10 protein-coding genes are annotated in these 22598 nt (G+C 38.3%); 2 read left to right on the plus strand and 8 right to left on the minus strand.

Annotation, left to right across the window (positions count from 1 at the left end; genetic code table 11):
• Positions 1 to 44 precede the first annotated feature (44 nt).
• The 4 genes from Q0L00_RS16575 to Q0L00_RS16590 form a co-directional block, all read right to left on the minus strand.
• Positions 45 to 1040 carry a sugar phosphate nucleotidyltransferase gene (locus tag Q0L00_RS16575; RefSeq protein ID WP_297338007.1) on the minus strand — a complete coding sequence of 332 codons (996 nt, stop codon included), beginning with the start codon at positions 1038 to 1040 and terminating at the stop codon, positions 45 to 47.
• 631 nt (positions 1041 to 1671) lie between these two features.
• Positions 1672 to 2922 carry an IS4 family transposase gene (locus Q0L00_RS16580; RefSeq protein ID WP_297338008.1) on the minus strand — a complete coding sequence of 417 codons (1251 nt, stop codon included), beginning with the start codon at positions 2920 to 2922 and terminating at the stop codon, positions 1672 to 1674.
• Between the two features lie 1039 nt (positions 2923 to 3961).
• Positions 3962 to 4534 (minus strand): hypothetical protein, encoded by a 573-nt coding sequence (locus Q0L00_RS16585; RefSeq protein WP_297338009.1) that lies wholly within the window; start codon positions 4532 to 4534, stop codon positions 3962 to 3964.
• A gap of 500 nt (positions 4535 to 5034) precedes the next feature.
• Entirely contained in the window at positions 5035 to 14190 is a 9156-nt protein-coding gene (locus Q0L00_RS16590; RefSeq protein ID WP_297338010.1) for a PKD domain-containing protein, read from the minus strand.
• A 1199-nt stretch (positions 14191 to 15389) separates the two neighbouring features.
• Between Q0L00_RS16590 and Q0L00_RS16595 the strand changes: the two genes are divergently transcribed.
• The gene (locus Q0L00_RS16595; protein WP_363318560.1) at positions 15390 to 16409 is read left to right on the plus strand and encodes an MBOAT family O-acyltransferase; all 1020 of its coding nucleotides are present in this window, start codon (positions 15390 to 15392) and stop codon (positions 16407 to 16409) included.
• Position 16410: 1 nt separating this feature from the next.
• Positions 16411 to 17322: a hypothetical protein gene (locus Q0L00_RS16600; RefSeq protein WP_297338012.1), complete on the plus strand. Its 912-nt coding sequence runs from the start codon at positions 16411 to 16413 to the stop codon at positions 17320 to 17322.
• Positions 17323 to 17659: 337 nt separating this feature from the next.
• Here Q0L00_RS16600 and Q0L00_RS16605 read toward each other — a convergent pair whose 3' ends face one another.
• The 4 genes from Q0L00_RS16605 to Q0L00_RS16620 are packed head-to-tail and all read right to left on the minus strand — an operon-like array spanning position 17660 to position 22593.
• The gene (locus Q0L00_RS16605; protein ID WP_297338013.1) at positions 17660 to 18838 is read right to left on the minus strand and encodes a DegT/DnrJ/EryC1/StrS family aminotransferase; all 1179 of its coding nucleotides are present in this window, start codon (positions 18836 to 18838) and stop codon (positions 17660 to 17662) included.
• Positions 18828 to 19445: a sugar transferase gene (locus tag Q0L00_RS16610; protein WP_297338014.1), complete on the minus strand. Its 618-nt coding sequence runs from the start codon at positions 19443 to 19445 to the stop codon at positions 18828 to 18830. Before Q0L00_RS16610 ends, Q0L00_RS16605 begins: the two co-directional genes overlap by 11 nt.
• Positions 19442 to 20683: a glycosyltransferase family 4 protein gene (locus Q0L00_RS16615; RefSeq protein ID WP_297338015.1), complete on the minus strand. Its 1242-nt coding sequence runs from the start codon at positions 20681 to 20683 to the stop codon at positions 19442 to 19444. The genes Q0L00_RS16610 and Q0L00_RS16615 overlap by 4 nt, the downstream gene beginning before the upstream one ends.
• Entirely contained in the window at positions 20680 to 22593 is a 1914-nt protein-coding gene (locus Q0L00_RS16620; protein ID WP_297338016.1) for an alginate lyase family protein, read from the minus strand. Before Q0L00_RS16620 ends, Q0L00_RS16615 begins: the two co-directional genes overlap by 4 nt.
• Positions 22594 to 22598 lie beyond the last annotated feature (5 nt).

The following is a 22598-nucleotide window of genomic DNA, read 5'->3' on the forward strand; positions in this document are numbered from 1 at the left end:
GATCTACAAGCAACCTTACCTTCCATCAATTGAACTCCAAAATGTTAAGTTAAGTCAGGATTTTCGTTCTGAAGTCGCTCATAAACACGTTTGACATCTTGGGCTTTTGAGCGCTTGAGGACTAACATGGCATCTTCGGTTTGAATAATCAAGCTATTTCTAATCCCTACAAATTCGGTATGAACTTCAGTACCCAAAACCATATTGCCATTACTATCCACTTTCCTACCCTGCTTTTTGAAATAGAAAAAAAGTTGTTCAAAGCTCCCCATGTCAGACCATTTAAAATCTGAGGGAACCACTTTAATTTTATTACTTTGCTCCATAACCGCATAGTCCACCGAAATACTCGGGATCTGGGTTGAGAGTTTTTCATCCAAGAAACTGTCTTTACGCTTTTCAAAAGCTTCTTTTGATCGTAAATAAACTTCAGATTCGTATTCCTTTAACTCGTCCAAAAACAATCCTGCCTGAAAACAAAACATGCCAGAATTCCAGTAAAAGTTACCTTTTTTAATAAATTGCTCGGCTGTATCCAAGTTGGGTTTTTCCCGAAAGCTTTTAACCTCCTCACCTTCTGCTTCAATGTATCCAAAGCCTGTCTCCGGTCGTCTGGGCTTGAGACCGAAAGTGACTATAAACCCCTCTTTTGCAAGCTGGATCGCTCTGTTGACAGACTGGTCATAGGCTGTTCCTGACTCAATCAAGTGATCTGAAGGGGTCACAAAAAGAATATCATCGACTTTTACCGCAAAGGCCGCAAAAGCAATCGCTGCTGCCGTATTACGGGGACAGGCTTCTATAATTTCCTGATAATTATTGATCCCTGCCTTATCTAGATCTTTTCTTGAGAGTTGGTAATTATCCTTGTTTCCTACGACTAAAACCTGATCACAAAAGGCTTGATTGCGTTTGGCAGTTTTTTGGAAAAGTGTTTCTCCTCCGAAAATTGGCAAATATTGTTTAGGTCGTCCTTTTCTCGAGATCGGCCATAAGCGTGAACCGATGCCTCCTGAAAGAATAAGATTGATGATTTTCAATTATTTAGGGTTGAGATATAAAACTAGGAAAATAAGAATTAAGGAATCTGCATTTAAAGTTACCAATCTTCTGTTAAACAATGTAATCACTAAATCTTACTCTCACAGCTTTCTCTTTTTGATTATTTAATTAGTAAGTCTTAAGCAAATCTAAAATAAAATTCCTAATAATGGAATTTGATGCGATTAAATCGAGCAGAGCTAAAAAGCTACGCACGATTAAAAAACACCGACCTTGAGAAGTTTTACCTGCGCTTTAAAATCAACTATAAACACATGGAAAACCCAGGTCGAATAGTCCACATACAGGAGAATGATTATCTAGGATTTTCCATTTGAGCTCTGGAAGACAAATTATAAACACATGAATATACATGACTTTAAATACTTAGTTAAATTAGTAAGTAAAATTCATGAAGGAATCTCAATTTAAAAACTCAGTTGATTTTTTTTCGTTACCAACCCTATTGTTAATTTTGTACTTTTCAAATATTTCAAATATACGAATAGTTCTACCTTTTCATTCGTTGAATAAAACTATTTTTTGCGATGAAATTGTATATATTCAATAAATAATTACTGTCATCCGAGTAAATTTCAAATCACCGGAAATAGTGGTTTTTTGGAATATTTAGGGGGATTTTTCCTTTTTCTTCAAAACACCCCCCTGTTCTAAGCCAAAGATATCCAGTTGTACAATTTTCAGATTTCGATCTTCCATACTCAGTTTTGCTGTTTGTAGGATCGTTTGGAAGCAAACATAGGAGATTAGGTTTGCTCTAGCCATGGCTACCAAGGTGGTAAACTGCTCACATTCTTGAATTCGCTTGTGGATTAGGCTGAATATCAGGTTGGCGATCAAGACGGTCCAGACTTGGGTCTTAATTCCCTCTGGGCTGTCCGAGAAAAAATAGCCCAACTCAAAATTTTGTTTTAGTTTCTTAAAGAAGGGTTCAATCTCCCATCGGTTTTTATAGAGCAGGACAATAGTGTGTGCTTGAAAATCAAACAAGTTGCTCAGAAACCGAAAGATTTTGCCGGTCAGTGGATCTTTGTAGGTGATCAGCCTGGCCTCAGAAGACTGATTATCTGCCTTTAGCTCTATCTGCTGATCCAACATCGTCCCTCCGTAAAGAAAGTCGTGGGCTTCTGCCCTGATTTCCCTGACCACCTCATACTTTGCATTATTGTTGAGCCGGGTCACGAAGTAAGCTCCCTGATCGGTCCACTTACGATAAACTCCGTAGTTTACATAGCCTTTGTCAAAGACATAAATGCTGCCCGGTTCTACCTTCAGCTGTCCGAGGAAATCCTTGTCATTGCTACTGGCAGGAGTTAACCAGACCAACTCAGGTACCCTATTGTCCAGAGGAAGTACGGCATGGACTTTAAGCCCTCCTTTTTTCCTGCCGTTCATGGGGTTTCTGCCCGCCCCTTTGAACAGGTCTGTGAATAGACTAAGGGTGGTAGAATCAAATACCTTTACCTGGTCCGGCTTGGCTTCCCCATTGATTGGAAGACTTAGATAGCTGTCCGATATCTCGGTTCGGTAATGAGCCAAAAGCAGGTAATAAATGTAGCCAAACACCTCATTGGGACGCTTTCGGTTAGCATCAGAAAGGGTACTGCTGGCAGGAAGGCGGAAGATCCCCAGGTAGCTCAATTTATGCTCCAGAAAAAGAAGGCACTTACACAAACTGTTCAGCGACTGAGCTTTGGATACCACCCCGTAGAGCATGAAAACCAGCTGCTTCCAAGTGCTCATGGTTTTGTAATAGTGGTCTGATTTAAACGTCTGAGTAGCTAGATCCACCACTTCACGGGGAATAAAAGAAAGTAACTGGCAAAGAATCGGCTGTCCGGATAATTTTGTATGTTGCATCGGGATACTTGTAGTGTGGTAACCACAACATCCCAAAAAAGGCGGAAAATCCCAAACCGGGACCCGCCTTTCTCTTTTTTGTATTATTCCAAGAACTTCAAATTATCTCTTTTTCTTTACTCGGATGACAGTAATAAATAATTAAAAAATAATCTTAACCATTACCATAATTGAACTAATGAATAACAAATAGATTTCTACCTTAATACGGCTTCGCCCCTTCAGTCCCGAAAACTTGAAAAATTGAGTGAAATCGGCCTTGAATGATTTCTTTCGCTCCTTCGCCCCTCAATTTTACTGTTTCTAAGTACTTAGCGTTTTTTAAAATAAGATGAGAAAATTTCCCCGAGAGGAAAGTTTAAATTGTGGAAATCCACTAACCACTTGCCCGCTAAAAGGCCAAGTCAATTATTCAAGAATTATGCTACAAATGTACAAAATAGAGGATTTTTAATAGATAATTTTAACATATACTTAATTGGTTTTGTACATACTATTTTTTGTTTTTAGAATACATTTTAATGAATTAAATCAAATACTAATTTTCGTAAGTGATTATATTTCATTTAATGAATTATAAAAATTAGGACTAAAACCTTCAAACTCAAATACCTCACCTTATTCATAGAAAAGATTAATTCATTGTATAGTTTTTAGGATATTTTGTTAGCGCATGATATACCACAGATTCTAATATCTTTTTTTGGTTTTACCAAAGTTATTAATGCTTAAGAGTTCTTAGAAAAATTTTTCAAAAGGAAAATGCTTAATTCTTAGCTGGTATGATTCCAGGATTTTGAACGATGGCTTATTCTTAATTTCACTCTAAGCAATTTTATGAATGCAGAGTTTAATTTCAAGACCGGAGAAAAGATAAGTTAAAGAAAAGCTTCTTTCAATAGATTTTAAATCTGTGAATGACGATTTAGATCCAACCTGGCACGGTTAGAATGAAATTTCCTAGATTTAACGATTTAAGTTTTTCAATTCGTCTTCCACTTTTTTGCCTTCAGTGATTCCTTATGTAGTATCAGAAAAATCAACCAAGCGAGGTAATTAGCTGCTTTAGTCTACCCCAATCCTGAATTTTCCAAAACTGGCTATGGCCAAAATTCTCGGCTAGAAACTTTTCATTGCTACCTCCATTGACAACAAAAGGCTGAGATTCAATCTCATCAAATTTGGGAGAGGTATTTACTTGACTTTCTAAAAATAACTTGATGCTGGCCCCATAATCATAAACTCGGACGAAATTGGCAAGCTTTTGATTTTCAAGATAAAATTCATATTTGCTACAGGGCTTGTGTTCAAGGTGATGAACGTAACGATTGACCTGAAATGCTTGATTGTGGATGGTTGTAGAAAATGTTACCGCAGGGCTTTGGCTAGGTAAATCCCAAAAAGGTAAATTCTCAATCTCTGCTAGAAGGCGCTCAGTTGGCGAAATAACTTGAGCAACCTTATGATGAGAATCAAAATCCATCAACATGGTAAAGGCATCAAAAAGTACAGGTTTACCCACATAGCGATAGGTTACCTTATGACCTTTGAGGATTTTTGTTCTGGATTTATACCCTGTTAAGGCTTTAGAAAGTAAATTGAAAATCTTCATGGCTCATGGATTAAAAGGCTAAATAAAAAACGGATTCGTGCTTGAATCATTGCCTATTGCAAAATACAGCAATCATGCCATGCGTGACCTTCTAAAAAATGAATTAAGTGTTTTCCTTCTTAGTTGGATGAATTCAGGAAATCTTAAGTAATAAACTAATGAATTACCAAACCGATGAATTGAATAATTTCTGAGTGGAAAGTATCCGAATTTTGATTTTTAAATTGAAATTTAAATCTGTCATTTGTCTCAATAAATCAGGATTGGTTTCTATCATAGTTTAAACATATAAGTTTTGATTTTTCCAAAAAAGGTGTTTAAACTAAAAATTATACTTACCTAAAAAAATAAAATGGGCTAAAAATACCCAGAACTGGGTATTTTTTGGGACAAAATAAAACCCGAAATTTAAGCATGTTAAGTTTTAAATCTGGCAGTAGGCCAACTAAAGAGCTTCTGGTTTCCAGAAGCTTTTTTTCTTTAAACCTTAGGGCCACAGCTTACCTAATTAAAACAAAGACCCCAGAACGCTCTACCTTAGTACCGGTTCGGGTCATGAATACCGCTCGGTAAACATAATTCCCATTCATGGCCTCTTGCCCTTTATAGGTCCCATCCCAACCTGGAGATTCTAGACTTGAGGTTTCAAATATAAGCTCACCCCACGTAGTGAAAATATAGAAATCCATGGATGCTATCCCCCGATATTTGGGTACAAAGAATTGATTCTTTTCTCCATTTGGGGTAAATGCATTTGGCACAATAATCAAATAATCATCAAATACTTGAATAAGCCGCTGAGTCTCTGATATACAGCCAAAGGAATCGATGGTAGTTAAAGTCACCGTATACGTTCCTTCAGCCTCATACTGATGAACCGGATTCTGCTCGGAACTCGAATTGCCATCTCCAAAATCCCAGTCCCAAATCATTGGATCACCGACAGAAGAATCCAAGAATTGTACATCCTCCAGGACTTGGACATCACTGTTTACCACGGGTTGGCTTCCTGCAAATTCAATTTGATAATCAAATTCAGCAATCAATTCGGTATCCGCAATGACTACAGCAATTCTATTTACAGGTGTAAAGCACTGACTATCTTTAAATGATGCTTGTACCAAATAGGAGCCACTCAAATTAACAGCAGAAATCTGGTCCAATCTCAAAGGAGAACCTGATGGCGACTCGATGATATAATCAAAGACATTCGGGTTAAAACCTTCAATGAATTGGGTTAAATCCACGGTCTGATTGGGATCACATACAATACTTGGATTGGAAACACGTAAGGTAGGCAATGGGTTAACGGTGACGGTAACTTCCTGTGATTCAGGAGGACAAACCCCATCACCTGATACCATCACAAAATAGGTGTACGTCCCTGGTTGTGCCGTCAACCCATTGATTTGTAAACTACCGGAACCAGAAGATTGATATGTGGCACCGAACTGATCGCTTGAGGCGTTTAATAAAACAGGTTGGGTCAATGCTTCATCATAATACCAATCAAAGCTGACCGAAGCAATCGACTGACTGAATGTTGCCATCAATTCACCGGTCTCCCCCTCACAAATGGTGATATCATCCACGCTAATTACGGTTGGTTCATCTGAAATGGTGATGGCACCATTATTTAATAGGCAGCCCTTGCTGTCTGAAACCCGGATTTGATAATCTCCCGCTTGCAAACCGGTAAAGCTGAAATCTCCTGTAGAATTCGTGTTTTGTTCTTCGAGTAGAGATCCCGAACCAGAAAATAAAGAAACAGAATAAGGAGCGGAACCTCCTGAAACTAGACCGAGTATCTCCCCATCTTGAGATTGGCAACTTGATGGATTAACTTCAAATTCTTCAAAACTCAATTCTGCCGTTGGTCCTAGAATTTCGATAGTTTCTGTTAGTTGAGTTTGACAACCTGTGGTATTTTGCACTACGACTTGATAATTCCCTGGAACAAGGTTTTCAATGAGTCCATTTGAATACGAAGTGAAAGCTCCTCCGTTCAAACTGAATTGAAGCTCATCGATATCGGAGCCAGAAAATTGAATGCTTCCACCCTCTCCAAAACACGCTTCATCTTGTTTCACGTAGCTTACTTGTGGAGCTGAATCGACCTGTACTTCTACTCTTTTTTCTTCCCCTTCACATATTCCAGGTCCGGAAACGGTAACAAAAAGAACGGGATTGTTTCCTGCTACTAAGCCATCCAATTGAAGCGTTCCATTGGAATTGATGGAAATAGAGACTCCTGCTCTGCTATCCCCATCGCTTAATAAATTTGCGGCCGATACACTACCCCAATACCAGGAGTAACTGGCATTGGAGTTTGCGGGATTAACTTGAGGAGTGAGGATCGCAGACTCTCCTTCACAAATGGCTAGGTCTTGCAAAATAATTTCAGATGGACCGTCTACTAAGGTGAAGTTCCCTGTGGTGTTGACGAAACAACCATAAAGATCTGTGATCTCTATCGAATACTCTCCTGGACTCAAATTTGAAAACCGGATGGTGTTATCCCCAGTATTTTGGCTTTGGATTTGGGTGCCATTTTCCAACAAGACAGCCGCATAATTAGGGGTGCCTCCATTCCACGTAACTTCAATGAACCCGTCATTGCTACCACAGGCAGAATTTTTGGTTTCCACATCTATAATTTCCAATAATTCAGGTTGGGTAATTTCAATACGGTAAATCTCTGATAAGCAATTTGCCTCATTACCAACCTGTATTTCATAAATGCCTGGAGCAAAATTTAAAGCCTCTAAATCTTCTGCGCTAATCCCGGAAGCACCATTGATGGAATATACAAAATCACTTTCTCCACCCGAGGACACCCTGATTTTCCCATCTTCAACCCCGAAACAGGTGATATCTGATTTTTCGAAAACTGGTGCAGGACTAGCTCTAACCTCAAAAGCAAAAGGTATCTCTTGTCCAGTACATTCAATGGTTAAGTAATAGGTATAATTTCCAGCAGGTAAACCGCTAATTTGAAGCCCTAGCGTTGTGCCTGATTCTTCAAACACATAGGCCACTCCAGGAAGATTAGGATCTTCTCCTTCTGATATAAGATCACCTAGGTTAGGCGTTTTTGACCAAGTAAAAGTGGTAGATGAGGCATCAGATACCGTGTTGATGGCTTCTAAAGTAATTAGTTCTCCTTCACAAATCGGGTCTACCGCAACCGGCGAGTAATCAGGTTTATTTTGCTCGGTAATTTCAAAATCAAATACGGCTTTACATCCTTTTTCATCCACAACAATTAAGAAATACACACCCGGGCCCAAATTAGAGATTCCACTTAGGTCTCCTGAGTTAATTACAGGACCATCTTCTGCATTACTTCTCCATTCAATTTGATAGTTCCCCCATCCTCCTTGGATCTCCAGATTAGAAATACTTCCATTCTCCAGATCACAGGAACTTCGCTCGACAATAACATCAGGACCAAGGCTTATGGGTGCTGTAGGGCCCTCCACAAGTAAATCAGGAATTTCCAAAGTACAATTAAAGTTACCTGACTGATCACGAACACTGATGGTATAACTCCCCGGCTCCAAGTCACTAAAGAGCGGAGAATCCTGCCATGGACCTCCATTTAAGGAAAACTCTAGTGGATCATTACCTCCTTGAATATTAATCAATTCGAGCTGGCCATCATTTTCCCCAAAACAGGTAATTGGCGTAATAACAGGCTCTGCAGAAATCTGTTGAGAAACCTCAACTTCAGCCACTTCTGAGATGGTACAAAATTCAGGTCCAGACAACTGAATGTAATATTCAAAAGTACCTGCTGGAAGATTAAACACTTCCAAACTTCCATCTCCGGTATTGATTTGATACATAATACCAGAACCAGAAGGATCGTAATTGGAGGTAATGGGTTGAGTAAGGTTTTCATCCAAAAACCACCTGACTTGGGGCGAATTGCCTGAAGCAGTTACGATTTGAGGTACTAATTCGGCTATTTCCCCTTCGCAGATAAAATCCTGCATCGGATCAATTTGAATGGTAGTACCTTCATTATTTACTAAGGTAAACTCATTTGGAAAATCAAGTAAACAACCGTTCGAATCCTGAATTGTAATAGAATAATCACCCGGTCCAAGATTTGAGAGTGAATAAACGCCTAGGTTTTCACTAAAACTGAATTGGTCAATTGCTTGTCCGTTGATTTGAATTTGATAAGGTCCAACTCCCCCTGAAAGCGTAAAGTCAAAGCTCCCATTGTCATCACCACAAGTAGGGTCTTGTAAATTCCCTTTGCTATAAACCAACGCCTCAGGCTGGGTAATCTCGACTTCAGTTTGGGAAAAACAACCGGTTTGAGAATCAGTGATCCCCAGAGTATAGAGTCCTGAAGGTAAATTTAAGGATTCTAGTTCGTTCTGAGTCATGGAGTTCCCTCCATTTAACGTATAAGTATAAGTCGAACTCCCCCCGGAATTCACTGTGATTTTTCCACTTTCTTCACCAAAGCAGAGCACATCAGTTATTACAAACTCTGGTGCAGGAAGCGGGTTCACAACGGCTTTTGCCTCTACTAATTCTCCAGTACAAACCACCTGCAAATAGTAGGTGTAGGTACCCACGGGCAATCCCTGGATGGTCAATTCATTATTCTCCGCTATGGTGTAGGTTATATTAGGGTCAGTTGCATCGGGTCCAGTTTCCAAAGGAAGAGTAGTTGCAGCGTCTGCATACCAAATTAGATCTGTTGGAGCGGCTCCACTCACTGTTTGTACAGGAATCAAAGAAATTGATTCTCCTATACATACCTGGTCTTCGGTAATTGAAACTTCCGGAGATGGGAGTTCACTGATTTCAAAGGTGCTTATAAACTCACAACCTCCTTCATCGACAATGGATACGAAATACGTACCAATGGCTAAATCCGATAGTTCAAGAAAATCCGTTGCTATTGGCGTAGAGTTAAGATCATCCTTATACCAAGTAAGGGTATAGTTTCCGTACCCGCCACTTATCTGAATGTTGCTAATTTCTCCATTGTCTAAACCACAACTTGTAGAAATTAGGACTGGATCGTCATTGATACTAATAGGGGCGCTTGGGCCCACTACGGTAAAGTCTTCACTCAGGCTACATCCTTGATTCGTCTGAACGGTGAGGGTATGGTCTCCTGCGGAAACTGCATCAAAGGTATTGGACGCTTGAAAAGGTCCACCGTCCAAACTGTATTCAAATACCTCATTGCCCCCAGAGGCATTTGCGGTAACCGTTACGCCTTCTCCGAAACAAATTTCTTGATCATAAACCAATTCCAAATTAAGGCCAGCAGAGATGGTGACGGTAACTTCTTCAACTGGAACCGGACAGAAATTTTCACCAGAAACTCCCAAATAATAAGTAAAAGTACCTTCTAAAAGACCTGAAATTTCAAGGTTTTCGCCAGCTAGATTATAAGAAATAGAAGGATCGCCCGAATCAGCACCAGCCGAAATTAATTCGGTCATGGCCGCATCCTTATACCAATTTACCGTTCTGGGAAATCCTTGAGTGTCTATCTGAGGGACCAATTGGATCAACTCGGATTCACAAGATTCGATATCTTCCAGAACAAGGGATACTGCCGCCTTATCATCGTTGATTATGGGAGCCGAAAGTGCAGGACTGATACAGTCATTTGAATCTTTTGCCTCCAAAGTATAAGTACCCGGACCCAAATCGGTGAAACTATAGGCATCCGAGGTAGCGACTGTACTTAAAACGCTTCCATCCAAAACAAGGCTTACCTCATAGGGCCCATTTCCTCCCGTCACCGTACCTGAAATTGCTCCATTACTTTGGCCACAGGTCGCGTCGACAATGGCTTGATCGATCAATTGAACCTGACTGGGTTGATTCAAAGGAACAGAAATATAATCCAGGCACTGCGTGTCTAAATTTCTAACCAGAATTACATAAGGATTTGATTGAAAAGGCAAATTTGAAAATACGCCAGTAGTATTGTTCTCTCCGGTTTCAGTCAACGTGTATTCATAGTTCTCACTTGGATCAGCTGCCGCTGATCTAGTAAGGGTGATTTGACCATCACTTCCTCCAAAACAGCTAATGTCTTGGGTAGAAACATCCACTTGAGGAATTGGATTAACCTGAATTAAAAAAGTTGATTCTGGCTGATCACAGGCATTTTCAATTCTTACCACAAATTCGTGTCCAGCAGGATTTGGTGCTAGATTTCTAAAGGTGGCGGTTAATCCATCCCCTGAAATTTCAATGGTTCCCCCTGCCACGCTCTGGCCGCTGGAAAGTGGACTAAATGCAGAACCGGTGCCTACCCCCCATTGATAAACGGGATTTGCAGCCGGAGTACCCAAGCTAAGGACATTTAGTTGAGCTACATGTTCATCACCTTCACAAATCGTCGCATCATTTGGAAATTCGAATGCCGGATCTTCTTGAATTGTCAACTCGAAATTCTGAATCACCTCGCAACTGTTATTATCCGTAACATTTAAGGTATAGTTCCCCCCCGGTAGATTTGAAACACCCACTCGAGAGGATCCTAAATCAGAAATATCAGCATTATCAAAAGTCTCACCCGTGGTATTATTGGTCAACTGATAGGTATAGAAGGGGAAACTCGCCGATGGGGTTCCTCCGGTGATGGTCCAAGAAATACTACCGTTAGAAGGTTCACAAATTGGATCTACTTCTTGTGGATCAATTAGTTGTAACTGATCGGGCTGACTTATGGAAACTTGGGAAATAGTTTGACAATTGGTTCCGTTTTCATTGACTGTCCGAATGGTATAATCTCCAGCCTTGAACCCTGCATTTTCTAACGCACTTTCTGAGTCGAATCGGGTTTCTGCAAAGTTGGACCCATCAAATAAAATTCCTGAAACATAATATACATAACCTGCTTGGTGGTTATCAACCAACAATGACCCAGAGGTTGAATCAAAACATAGTGCCTGGGTTGAGGAGAAGGTAGCAGAAGGTAAAGGATAAACTTCAATTTGAGTATCAACAACCTGTTGAGTACATCCATCTACTAAATAAAACTGGTAAACACCGGGATTTAATCCGGTAATAGAAAGGCTTTGATCAACCGGGTCAATCGAATAGGTCCCATCATTAGTCAATGGTGTTCCTGCGGGATCATTTAAAAACCATTGCAACTGGGTACTTTCCACAGACCCTGCCACCGTGTTAACAGGAGTAATTACAAAGGAATTAATTAAACCACTATTGTCCTCATAGCAAAGTGGAGAAGGAGAATTAATGGAATAAAGAGGTCTTGAAATAAGTGGAAGAGTGGATTCATTGTCATAAATACATTCCTCATAGACTACATTCTGACTTGCATCATCCCAGTTAATGATTGCTTGAAAATTCTGGACACCGGTAGTAAGTTCATCCGCAACAGCACTGACAATTGAAGTAGAAAAAGTAACCTCTTCTCCAGGCATCAGCATTGGTAAGCCAAAATCAGCCAAAGTATACTGCCCAATAAAAACTCCGTCTACGTAAAAAGAAAGGGGAGTATCCGTGGGAATAGCAGCATTGGAGTCGCCAATGGCATCACTGGCATTTCTAATCAACATTTCAAATTCAATACTCTGATCTGGAGCAGGGCAAATAAATCTACTTGAGAGAATCTCCACCTCAGCATCCATAAGATTGATTGCTGTTGTCTGACAACCTGCATCGTTATAAAGTGTCGTCTGAACCAGAAAATTATTAAATGGAAATTCGTCAGATTCCAAACACCCAAATTCATTGTATTTTGGAAAATAAAACCCGGTGGTTCTCCCATGATTGGGTTGGGGAACAGGTATGGTCAGATCTTGATTGACGTTAAAACTAAAATAGGCGTACTGGTTCCAGACACTTCGAGCAGGTGCCCATGGCTTGGTAAGGGATTTATATACAACTAAAAAAGCAGAACGATCTAATTGATTATTGCCATCAAATGGATCACTTCCTCTATCCGTTACTAAAATTTCTGCTTCCCCGTCCATATCCACGTCTGCCACTATAGCTCCTTCATTTGCAGTTTGTGAATAAGAGGGAAAAGTTGCCCCAGGTCTATTTGCACTAGTGATCCCATCAAGAATTCTTAAATTTTCCTCATCTCTATAAACCAGATCTTGTCTCCCATCCTGATCAAAATCAAACATGGTGATGTAGGTATGACCTGAGCGGTCATTAGTTGAGATAAACTCCCCTGGCCAAGTGGTAAGTTTTCTAAACGTTTGTCCTCCGGGATCAAACTCTAACATCCATAACCTTTTGGGGGTAGTAAATCCAATATTGGGTTTTTTATCTCCATTTACATCGCCTATAAATGGAAGACTTATAGCAACATCTGTGTTAGAAGTAAGACTCGGATCTGAAATACTTGTATTTGGGATAAGCTTATAACCCAGAATCGAACCTGATCCGCCAGATAAAGTCCAAGCATAAAGCTGCCTATCCATTGTGGTTCCTTTTCTTGCCACCGAAACAACTACATCGAGTTGCCCATCTAAGTTTATATCTGCGATGGAGGTATATCCGTCTCTTAAAAAATTCCCATTGAAGTTGGGAGCTAATATAGGTGTCATGGTTCCTGAAGTGGATCCTGAATTAATATTAACTTTATATATCGTGTTTCCTGCCGCCAATTCAAGGACGCCATCATTGTCCAAATCAGCTGCAACCGAGACCGCGGTAGTCCCAGCAATCATTTCATCAGAATTTCCCGGAGAAACTTGAGAAATTCCTTGCCCATAATAGCTATCGGAATCAAATTCATCCAACGCTGGATCTCTAAGTGCCTCACCGCTGGTGATGAATTGCCCGGTTTCGGCATTAAAAATTTCATTATAAATGTAGACCTCTGGAGAACCGTCTGCATTAAAGTCTGCTACAGCAGGAGCCCCCCCAGATGGAAATCTATAATATCTTGGAGGAGCTAAAGGATCGTATAAAGGGTGACCAAATTGATAGATGGGATCAATTGCCGAAATTTTGAGAGGCTTTGAACTCCAAGGCACGTTTCTTCCATAACTTTCAGTAGAAACCCATTCCTCCTCAAATGTTGAGCCGTTAAACCGATAAGCGACCAATTTACTTCGGTAGTCCTGACCTCCCAGTCCCACGCAATTCGAAATAGGGTCGTTGGATGGGTTTGTACAATTATTCAACGGCTCCCAAGAAGCTGCCACGATAATCAAAGGAGCCCCGCCATCAACCTTTGCCAGCACAAATTGGGCAGGTGATTCGATGGAAAAGTAGGGGGTCTGAATTTCTCCTATTTTGACTAACGTCTCAGTCCCCATTCCATCATTCGTCATTTTGTAAACCAGAATGTTCCGGGTATGAGAGGTAATGTAATTTCTAAACGTAGGGTCTACTTGTTTGGCGGGAATTAAAATTTCCGGTGAACCATCGCCCGTTACATCTCCGACTAAGGGCATTGCTAAATCAATAGTTACCTTCTCTTGCGTTGATGTTGATCTTCTTATTGAAAAATTGTTTTCAAAGTCAGGAATAAACACACATTCAAAGGCTGGGGGGAAATCAATAGGAGAATTGGGAATGACAGGTACAGTCTGAGCAAAAAGAACTGGTGTTTTAAACAAAAAGCTTAAAACCAAGAAAACGAACCGGAAGAAATTATTCGGATGTAATTGTTTTTTCATGCGAAATGCTTGAATTCCCTTAAGTTAAACCAATCGATAACAAAAGTTATTCATTTTTTAACCCAACCTAGATAAACCTATTTTTTTCCAAAGGAATTTTCAATCCAATTCCCAAAATTTAATCATTTGATAATCATGTTCCGAGAAGAGTAATTTGAGTATCGAATACTCTTCTCTCCAAATTCAGGAGATAATGCATTTTTGAGCCATACCCTCCAAAGGCAAAAGAATTGAATTAATCGCCTAGACTTTTAAAACAACTCTTGATCTTTTCAACCTATCTCACAAATGAAGCACAAATCATTTTATAAGATCAAATATAATACCATTCAAACCCCAGCACTAGAAAACTGCCCAGAATTCCAGGTTAAACTTGGAAAATAAATAAATTAAACATCAAAAAATAGCATTTGAAAATCAAAAACATAAGGAAGTAAATCCCCGATAGTTTTTGCACCAACATTTTAGTAAAGTTTGCCTCGAATAAGGGAGTTTTACGTCCTCGCTTTCCCTTGGCGCCAAGCCAATCTCTTTTTGTAAAGAGCGATCAAATGAGTCCATATGGCTTTTAAAGCGATAAATTCCTTACTCTACTTTACATTTTAAATCGAAATTAATTTAAACTCAACTCCCAGCTTCCCTGATTGCAACAAGCGTTTGGAATAGATTGGAAAAGCAGTATTTTTGCAATGATTTGGAAAAATTAAAACCTTCTTACACCAGCCACTGATAAGTAGTAACGAACTTACTGAAAATCACTGAACTAGTTTCCCTATATGCTTTTCAATTCTCTTGAATTCGCCATCTTTTTACCCATTGTATTTTTTATTTATTGGATTCTTCTTAAAGGGAAAACAAAAGCTCAAAACCTTTTTATAGTAATCTCCAGTTATTTCTTTTATGGGTGGTGGGATTACCGGTTTTTATATTTGATTATTTTCAGTAGTATAAGTGATTACTATTTGAGCAAAATAATTTTTTCTTCAAGTAAATCTTCTCGAAGAAAGATGGCCATGACAGCCAGTGTTTTGCTCAATTTGGGGCTTTTGATGTTCTTTAAATATTTCAATTTTTTTATTGATTCATTTGAAGAAGCATACACTTTTTTTGGAAATCCAATTTCTGTAGAGCGCCTATCAATAATTCTTCCAGTGGGGATCAGCTTTTATACCTTTCAAACACTAAGCTACACCATCGACGTGTACAGAAGAAAACTAGATCCCACGGATAACATAGTTTCTTTTTTCGCCTTTGTCAGTTTCTTCCCCCAACTAGTAGCAGGACCTATAGAGCGAGCCACCAACCTTCTTCCACAATTTGAAGTCCAGCGTAATTTCAATTTAGATGAAGCAAAATTAGGCTTAAGGCAAATTCTTTGGGGATTGAGCAAAAAAATTATTATTGCAGACAGCAGTGCGGTATTTGTTAATGAAATTTTCAATAATGCGGAAAATCATAATTCTTCGGCATTACTAATTGGCGCAATTTTGTTTGCTTTTCAAATATATGGTGACTTTTCAGGGTATTCTGATATCGCCATAGGGACAGCACGTTTGTTTGGATTTTCCTTGATGAAAAATTTTGCCTATCCCTACTTTTCCAGAGATATAGCGGAATTCTGGAGAAGATGGCACATTTCTTTGTCCACTTGGTTTCGTGACTACTTATACATTCCTTTAGGAGGAAGTAAAGTAGGCTTAATCAAGAAAATCAGAAACATTTTAATTATATTCATTGTAAGCGGATTTTGGCATGGTGCGAACTGGACATTTATCTTTTGGGGCTTTTTAAACGCATTATATTTCATTCCACTTGCCATATCCGAAAAGAATCGAACTAACCTGGGAATTATTGGAGGAAATCATCTAATTCCAAAATTAACTGATCTTCTGAAAATGCTTTCTACATTTTCGTTAACAACAATAGCTTGGATATTTTTCAGAGCTGATAGCATTAAGGAAGCATTTGCTTACATTCAAGGTATAGTCCATCGATCAATTTTCGACCTTCCTTCCATATCTGATCTAAATGGAGCCATAAAAGTTTTAGTGTGGATATTAATCTTCACTGGATTAGAATGGATATACAAAACAAAAGACTTTCCACTGGAACAAATGAACATCCCTAAATTTTTCCGATGGACCTTGTATTTTGTATTAATCCTGTTGATAATTTCCTACTCGGGTCAACCACAAGAATTTATTTATTTCCAATTTTAACATGAAGAGTTTTCTTAAACAAATCGCTTTATTTCTCTCATTTTTTATATGTGCCTCAATTATTTTGTTTTTATCAATTAATTTGTTAATCAACAAGAAAGGAAATTTTGATGAGTCCACTCAGTCTTCAACCTATATCTTAGGACATTCCCATGCTGAATTTGCCTACAATGATACGCTTATAAACAAAACTAAAAACTTTGCAAATTCAGCTGAACCCTACTTTTATACATATTCTAAACTAATAAAACTATCTTCTCACAATCCCGAAATTAAACTAGTAACTTTAGAATTTTCAAATAATTCCATAAGCAAGGCAATGAATGACTGGATTTGGGAGGAAAAATATCTTAACCATAGATTTACATTCTACGCCCCTTTTTTAGATTTTGACCAAATTCAAACTCTACTAATTTATAATCCGATCTATACCATTGAAAATTATTTTAAAAGTATTATTAATAATTTATGGAAATTAGTAAGAGACGATATAGATTATATCCGGTATTTCGGAAGATATTCTGCCCTAACTCGAGAAATGTCCTCAGATGAAATCATTGAATTTGAACAAGAGCAATCAAGTCCTATCTCCAGCATCAATCTTTATTATTTAGATAAGATTGTAAATTTTTGTAAAGAAAAAAACATCAAGTTAATTTTCATTCGAACTCCACAACATGAAAGCTGCAGTGAATTGGCAAATGAACCAACCTTTCAGAAAATATATCACGAAAATTATACACAAGTACCATTTTTGGATTTACAAAAATTCCCATTAGAATTAAATGATTTTGCTGACGTAGAACACTTAAATCAAAATGGAGCTAGAAAATTATCTAATTGGTTTAATCAAAAATTAAAAACTGGAAAAATTGAAAGTTTACAACCTGGACTTACAGAATATTTTCCCTAAAAATCACCCCAATTTGTTTCATCTCTAATTTATTAAATTCATACATTAATATAAATACAGGATATTAATTATACATCAATATTACATTTTATTGATTTTTTTTTAAATAAAAAAAGCTTCATCACTGAAGCTTTTTACATTAATAACCTTATTTAATTAATCTAATATTTTATAATTTTTATTTTTATTTGAATTAATCGTTTTTTCTTACTACTGAAAATAGAACAAATATTTAAAAATACTAATGACATAACATATACTTATCGGAAAATTAAATAAGTTTAGCATTAGCTGGAAAAAGATTTTCGAATCAAATTTACCCCCCTTTGTACCAAATTTATTTTAAAACTGATAAAATCACTTCCATCGTTTTAGATTTCTCTTCCTCGGTTAAATTAGACCCACTTGGCAAACATAATCCCAAATTGAATAGGGTTTCCGCTTCCTTGCTACCGACATAAGGAAAGTCAACAAATACAGGCTGCAGGTGCATTGGTTTCCAAATAGGCCGACTTTCTATATTCTCTTTTTCCAAAGCCAATCTTACTTCATCCTTATTGGGTAAGCCATCACTTTCTGAAAACAAGGCAGTGGATAGCCATCTATTGGAAAAGTAACCCTCTGGTTCCTGAAGAAATCTAACCCGCTCGAATTGTTTTAAATTTTGTTTATAAAACTCAAAGTTAGCCCTTCTTGCCTCAATCCTTTTTGGAAGTTCCTCCAATTGCCCAATCCCAATTGCGGCGGACACATTACTTAATCGATAATTATACCCAATTTCTTTATGTTCATAATGTGGGGCGTCTTCTCGAGCTTGGGTTGCCAAAAATTTTGCTCGCTGAATTAAATCTGGATCTTTCGTTGTAAGAGCCCCTCCCCCACTAGTAGTTATTATTTTATTCCCATTAAATGAGAACACGCCAAAATCACCCATTGAACCAGTCAATTGATGATTAACTTTACTTCCAAGTGCCTCTGCTGCATCTTCAATGACTGGAATGCCATACGATTGGGCGATATTCATAATTTGATCCATTTGCGCTGGCATCCCATATAAATGTACCGGAATAATCGCTTTTGGAAGTTGAGGTTTCCCCCGATAAGTTTTACCTGATCCTGTTTTAAACTCACCTTTGAGGCAGGCTTGAATAGCCTTCTCCAAATATTCAGGAGACATATTCCAGGTATGAGCTTCACTATCTACAAATACAGGAATAGCTCCTTGGTATCGAATGGGATTGGCAGAGGCGGAAAAAGTTAACGATTGGCAAATCACATAATCACCTGGGCTAACTCCAGAGAGAATTAATGCTAAATGGATGGCAGCAGTACCTGAAGAAAGAGCTGCTACAGGTCTTCCCCTCGCGTAATCACTTAATTTTTGTTCAAACCGCTCGATATGGGGACCGACCGGTGCAATCCAGTTCGTTTCAAATGCCTCTTGGACATATTTGAACTCATTTCCTCCCATATGGGGAGAAGAAAGCCAAATTTTTGACTTTTGCTTATCCATCATGATTCCCCTTAAATTTCTCTACCGTAACAGTTTTAGCTGAAGAGGCACCTTCCCGCTGAAAAACCTTTAGAATGGTCAGTACTAAAATCTTCAAATCCAATGAAAAGCTCAAATTATCTACATAATAGACATCAAGTTCAAATCTTCTATTCCATTCCAGAAGATTTCTACCATTGATTTGTGCTAGGCCGGTAATTCCGGGTCTAACTTCATGTCTTCTCATTTGAGTTTTAGAATAGAGAGGCATATATTCAACTAACAAAGGTCGTGGGCCAATCAAACTCATATTTCCTACAAGAACATTAACCAATTGAGGGATTTCATCCAGTGAGGATTGTCTTAAAATTTTCCCAAAAAAGGTAAGTCTTTCATCATCTGGAAGTAATTCATTATCAAGCCCTACCCGATCGTTCATCGTCTTAAATTTAATCACCTTAAATATTTCCCCATTTTTCCCAGGTCTATCCTGAAAATAAAAAGCCTTCCCATCGTTAAGAATAAAAAGTGTACAAAAAATGACTACAAAAAACGGAAATAATAAAATCAATACGATTAAAGAGATAAAGAGATCAAGAAACCGCTTGAAAAAGCGCTGATATATTTTCATTGGTTGATCACTTTTTCTCCAATCAATTGAATGTACTTAGACGAAAGGATCTCTCGGTCAAAATTCTCTTTAACAAACGCATAGCCATTGTTACCTTCCTCGGCTAATCTGGAAGGATTTTTCAAATACTGAACTATCACTTCTTTATAATGGTCCGCGTTTTCTGGCTCAACATAAGACCCTGATTTTGAATCCTCTACAAGCTCTTTACTTACTCCGTCAATGGCCATCAAAACGGGCTTTTTACAAGACATGTAATCGAAGGTCTTATTGGAATAAATGGTCTTAAATGTATCTGCCTTTTTTAAAATACTAGCGCCCATATCTGAAGCTAAAATGTATTGAAAAACTTCAGACTTAGGTACTGGATCGAGAAACTCCACATTGGTGATTTTACGACGTTTCTTTTCTTCAATTAGGAAAGGCTTCTGCATTCCCATCCCTATCAGGACAAATAAAACCGATGTCTCTTTTAGTAATTCGGCAGCATCAAATACTTGCTCGAGATGATTTGCTACGCCATGGGCACCGACATACGTCACTACAAAGCGGTTTTCCCATTTCATTTTTTTCCTAAATCCTTTTGCATCAAATGAGGCCAACAATTTTTCAGAAAGCCTAAAATCAGCACCATTGGGAATAAAGATGATCTTTTCAGCATCTATGTTCTTATCATTCACCAAACTTTTTTTGAACGCAGGAGTAAGGACATTAATCAAATGAGCCTTTTTATAAATAAACTTCTCCAAAGAAAAAGCCATTTTAATGACCCAACTATTAGTCAAGACCTGTGTATCTATAGCCGACTCCGGCCACAAGTCACGGACTTCAAAAATGAAGGGAATTCTTTTGATTCGAGAAATGATATAACCACTGATTCCGATAAATAATGGCGGAGAGGTTACTAGGATAAAGTCATATTTTTCTTTGCAAAGGAATATTCCAGCAAATGTTGAGGAAAACATGAATGAAAAGTATCCCCATAAACGCCCTAAGAAATTAGAATTATAGGATTCAGAAACGTGGGTCCTGACTACATTTACCTTCCCTTGTTTCTTTTTCCTGAACAACCTGCTTTTGTACTCTGGCCTTTTTTTACTTCCGTTGTAATGAACCATTCCTGCAACAACGGTTACCGTATGTCCTTGATCAATCCAATTTGCAGCCATCTCGTTGAAGCGTGAACCACCTGGATCATCATCTTCTAAAAAATACTGATGAATTAAAAGTATATTCATTTGAGTTGATAAGAAATTTGGGTTTCTAATTCATTATTTTCCAGAGGGAGTTTTAAACGAGAAATCCTTCTCATTTCTCCATAATGCTCACTGTAATATCCTTGCTCAGCCGTTTCTTGATTCCATAAAAAGTTTCTATCAATATCCTTACTCGGATTAATTTTCAAAAGATCAGTAGGTTCAAAGTTCCAAATTTGCACTGCAGCGGTATGATCAGGGACTTGAAGTATGCTGTCTTGCACTTTCCACTTACTTTCCCCTTTAATTTTAATTATTCTCCTTTTGTGGCTGCAATTTCTAAAAATAAATCTGAATGCGGAAATCTCACCCTCAAATTCCCAAAAAGTTTCCTTTTCAGAAAATGCTGCTCGCTTTGCCTGGGTCCAATAGAACCAAATAAACCGGCTTCCTTTTAACATTTGGCTTTCATTTTCAACCATCACCGTGTTATGACCCAACGTTCCCTCAAAATTCTTTTTGAGCTCTTCCTGGCAATTATATTGATAGGTCCCAGCATCTAAAAGAATATTTTTTCCTTCTACCCAAATATCAAGATGCAGATTATCTGCCTGTTGTGGTCGATCTTTATGGTTTCCACATCTTACAAAAGTTAGTGTCCCTTGGTCTCTTAATAGGTAAAATCCACCGATTTCAAAACTATAGGCTCCATCGTCTCTACGGATTGGGCTAAATTTTGATTCACTCGAAGCATTGGACCTACCCCACCAATAGGCATCTTCCAAGAAAGGCTCATCATAAAATTGTTTTCCAGTCAAAAGGAGATGCAATGCTTCTAATTGGGGACGGTAATCTCTAAAAGGCATGGAAGAAAAAGGGAAAAATAACGCGCCGTCATTGGCACCATAATTTGGCAAATATCCTGACTTTCCATCCTGGCATACTAAAAGAAAAGCAAGTGACTTATACGCTCTCTGGTAAACTAGCTTTGAAAAGGGCCGTTGATGAATTTCAGTAAGCCTAATTCCCAAAGTCAGCAGTTGAATAACTACCCGATGATAATTCATACTGAACTGAAGAAAAGTTCCATCTGAATAGATTTGATAGGCCACTTCTTTCTCAAACCACTTCCTCCCTTTCTTAGCCCACTGTTTGGTTTGAGGAATAAACGGGAAAAGAAGATCTGAAACTGCAAGCAGTAGGGTTTCAGTAATTGCATGATTATTTCTTACTGCGATCCTTGAAAAATTGATATGATGATAAACATGATGTAAAGACCAATAAATAACCGGCTGTAATTTTTCCCAAAACTTTTGGTCAAAAACTGGCGAATCTTTGTAATAATAAATAGCAAAGCACCAATTAAACAATCTTAAAGATATCTCTTGGCTACATCGCCAATTCGGCCCTGAATTTATTGGATTATGGTCAATCCAGCTTTCCATCTCTGATTTTACCCATGAGGAATGATCGCTTCCTGTGCTTTGATCGTATCGGATCATATCCAGTAAAAAGGTAAACCTCGATTTTTCCCACACGTATTTAATATCCCCTAAGTCAGGGTCAAAATCCGGAATTTTACTCCAATGGGTATCCCTTTGAAACTTATTCCCACTAATTGGATGAGTCACCCAATCGTAATCAAGTCCTAGGTCAATTTCATGTCTGAAAAAAAATTGAAAGACCCCACCCTTCATTTTGGAAACTCTACGCTCTAACTCTTCAGAATTAAATTCATAAGAAGGAAGATCAATTCTGGAATCATAAAAAAAACCAGGAGAATTTGCTTTCCAGTTTTCCCACGAAATAAAGGAAATGGCCTTGGGATGCTGTGGGTGCCTACGTTTTAAAACTCCTGATTTCTTTTCAATCTCATGCCAAACTCGGTAAAGTGTATACCTTATACCCATGTTGAAGATAAATTGAACACCTAATTTAAATTTCTTCAGCATTTAAT

Source organism: Algoriphagus sp. (assembly GCF_024305035.1).
GTDB lineage: Bacteria > Bacteroidota > Bacteroidia > Cytophagales > Cyclobacteriaceae > Algoriphagus.

Excerpts from the sequence above, each read along its gene's own strand:
- Q0L00_RS16580 (WP_297338008.1), bottom strand. The coding sequence starts at position 2,922 with ATGCAACATACAAAATTATCCGGACAGCCGATTCTTTGCCAGTTACTT.
- Q0L00_RS16585 (WP_297338009.1), bottom strand. The coding sequence starts at position 4,534 with ATGAAGATTTTCAATTTACTTTCTAAAGCCTTAACAGGGTATAAATCC.
- Q0L00_RS16590 (WP_297338010.1), bottom strand. The coding sequence starts at position 14,190 with ATGAAAAAACAATTACATCCGAATAATTTCTTCCGGTTCGTTTTCTTG.
- Q0L00_RS16600 (WP_297338012.1), top strand. The coding sequence starts at position 16,411 with ATGAAGAGTTTTCTTAAACAAATCGCTTTATTTCTCTCATTTTTTATA.
- Q0L00_RS16605 (WP_297338013.1), bottom strand. The coding sequence starts at position 18,838 with ATGATGGATAAGCAAAAGTCAAAAATTTGGCTTTCTTCTCCCCATATG.
- Q0L00_RS16610 (WP_297338014.1), bottom strand. The coding sequence starts at position 19,445 with ATGAAAATATATCAGCGCTTTTTCAAGCGGTTTCTTGATCTCTTTATC.
- Q0L00_RS16615 (WP_297338015.1), bottom strand. The coding sequence starts at position 20,683 with ATGAATATACTTTTAATTCATCAGTATTTTTTAGAAGATGATGATCCA.
- Q0L00_RS16620 (WP_297338016.1), bottom strand. The coding sequence starts at position 22,593 with ATGCTGAAGAAATTTAAATTAGGTGTTCAATTTATCTTCAACATGGGT.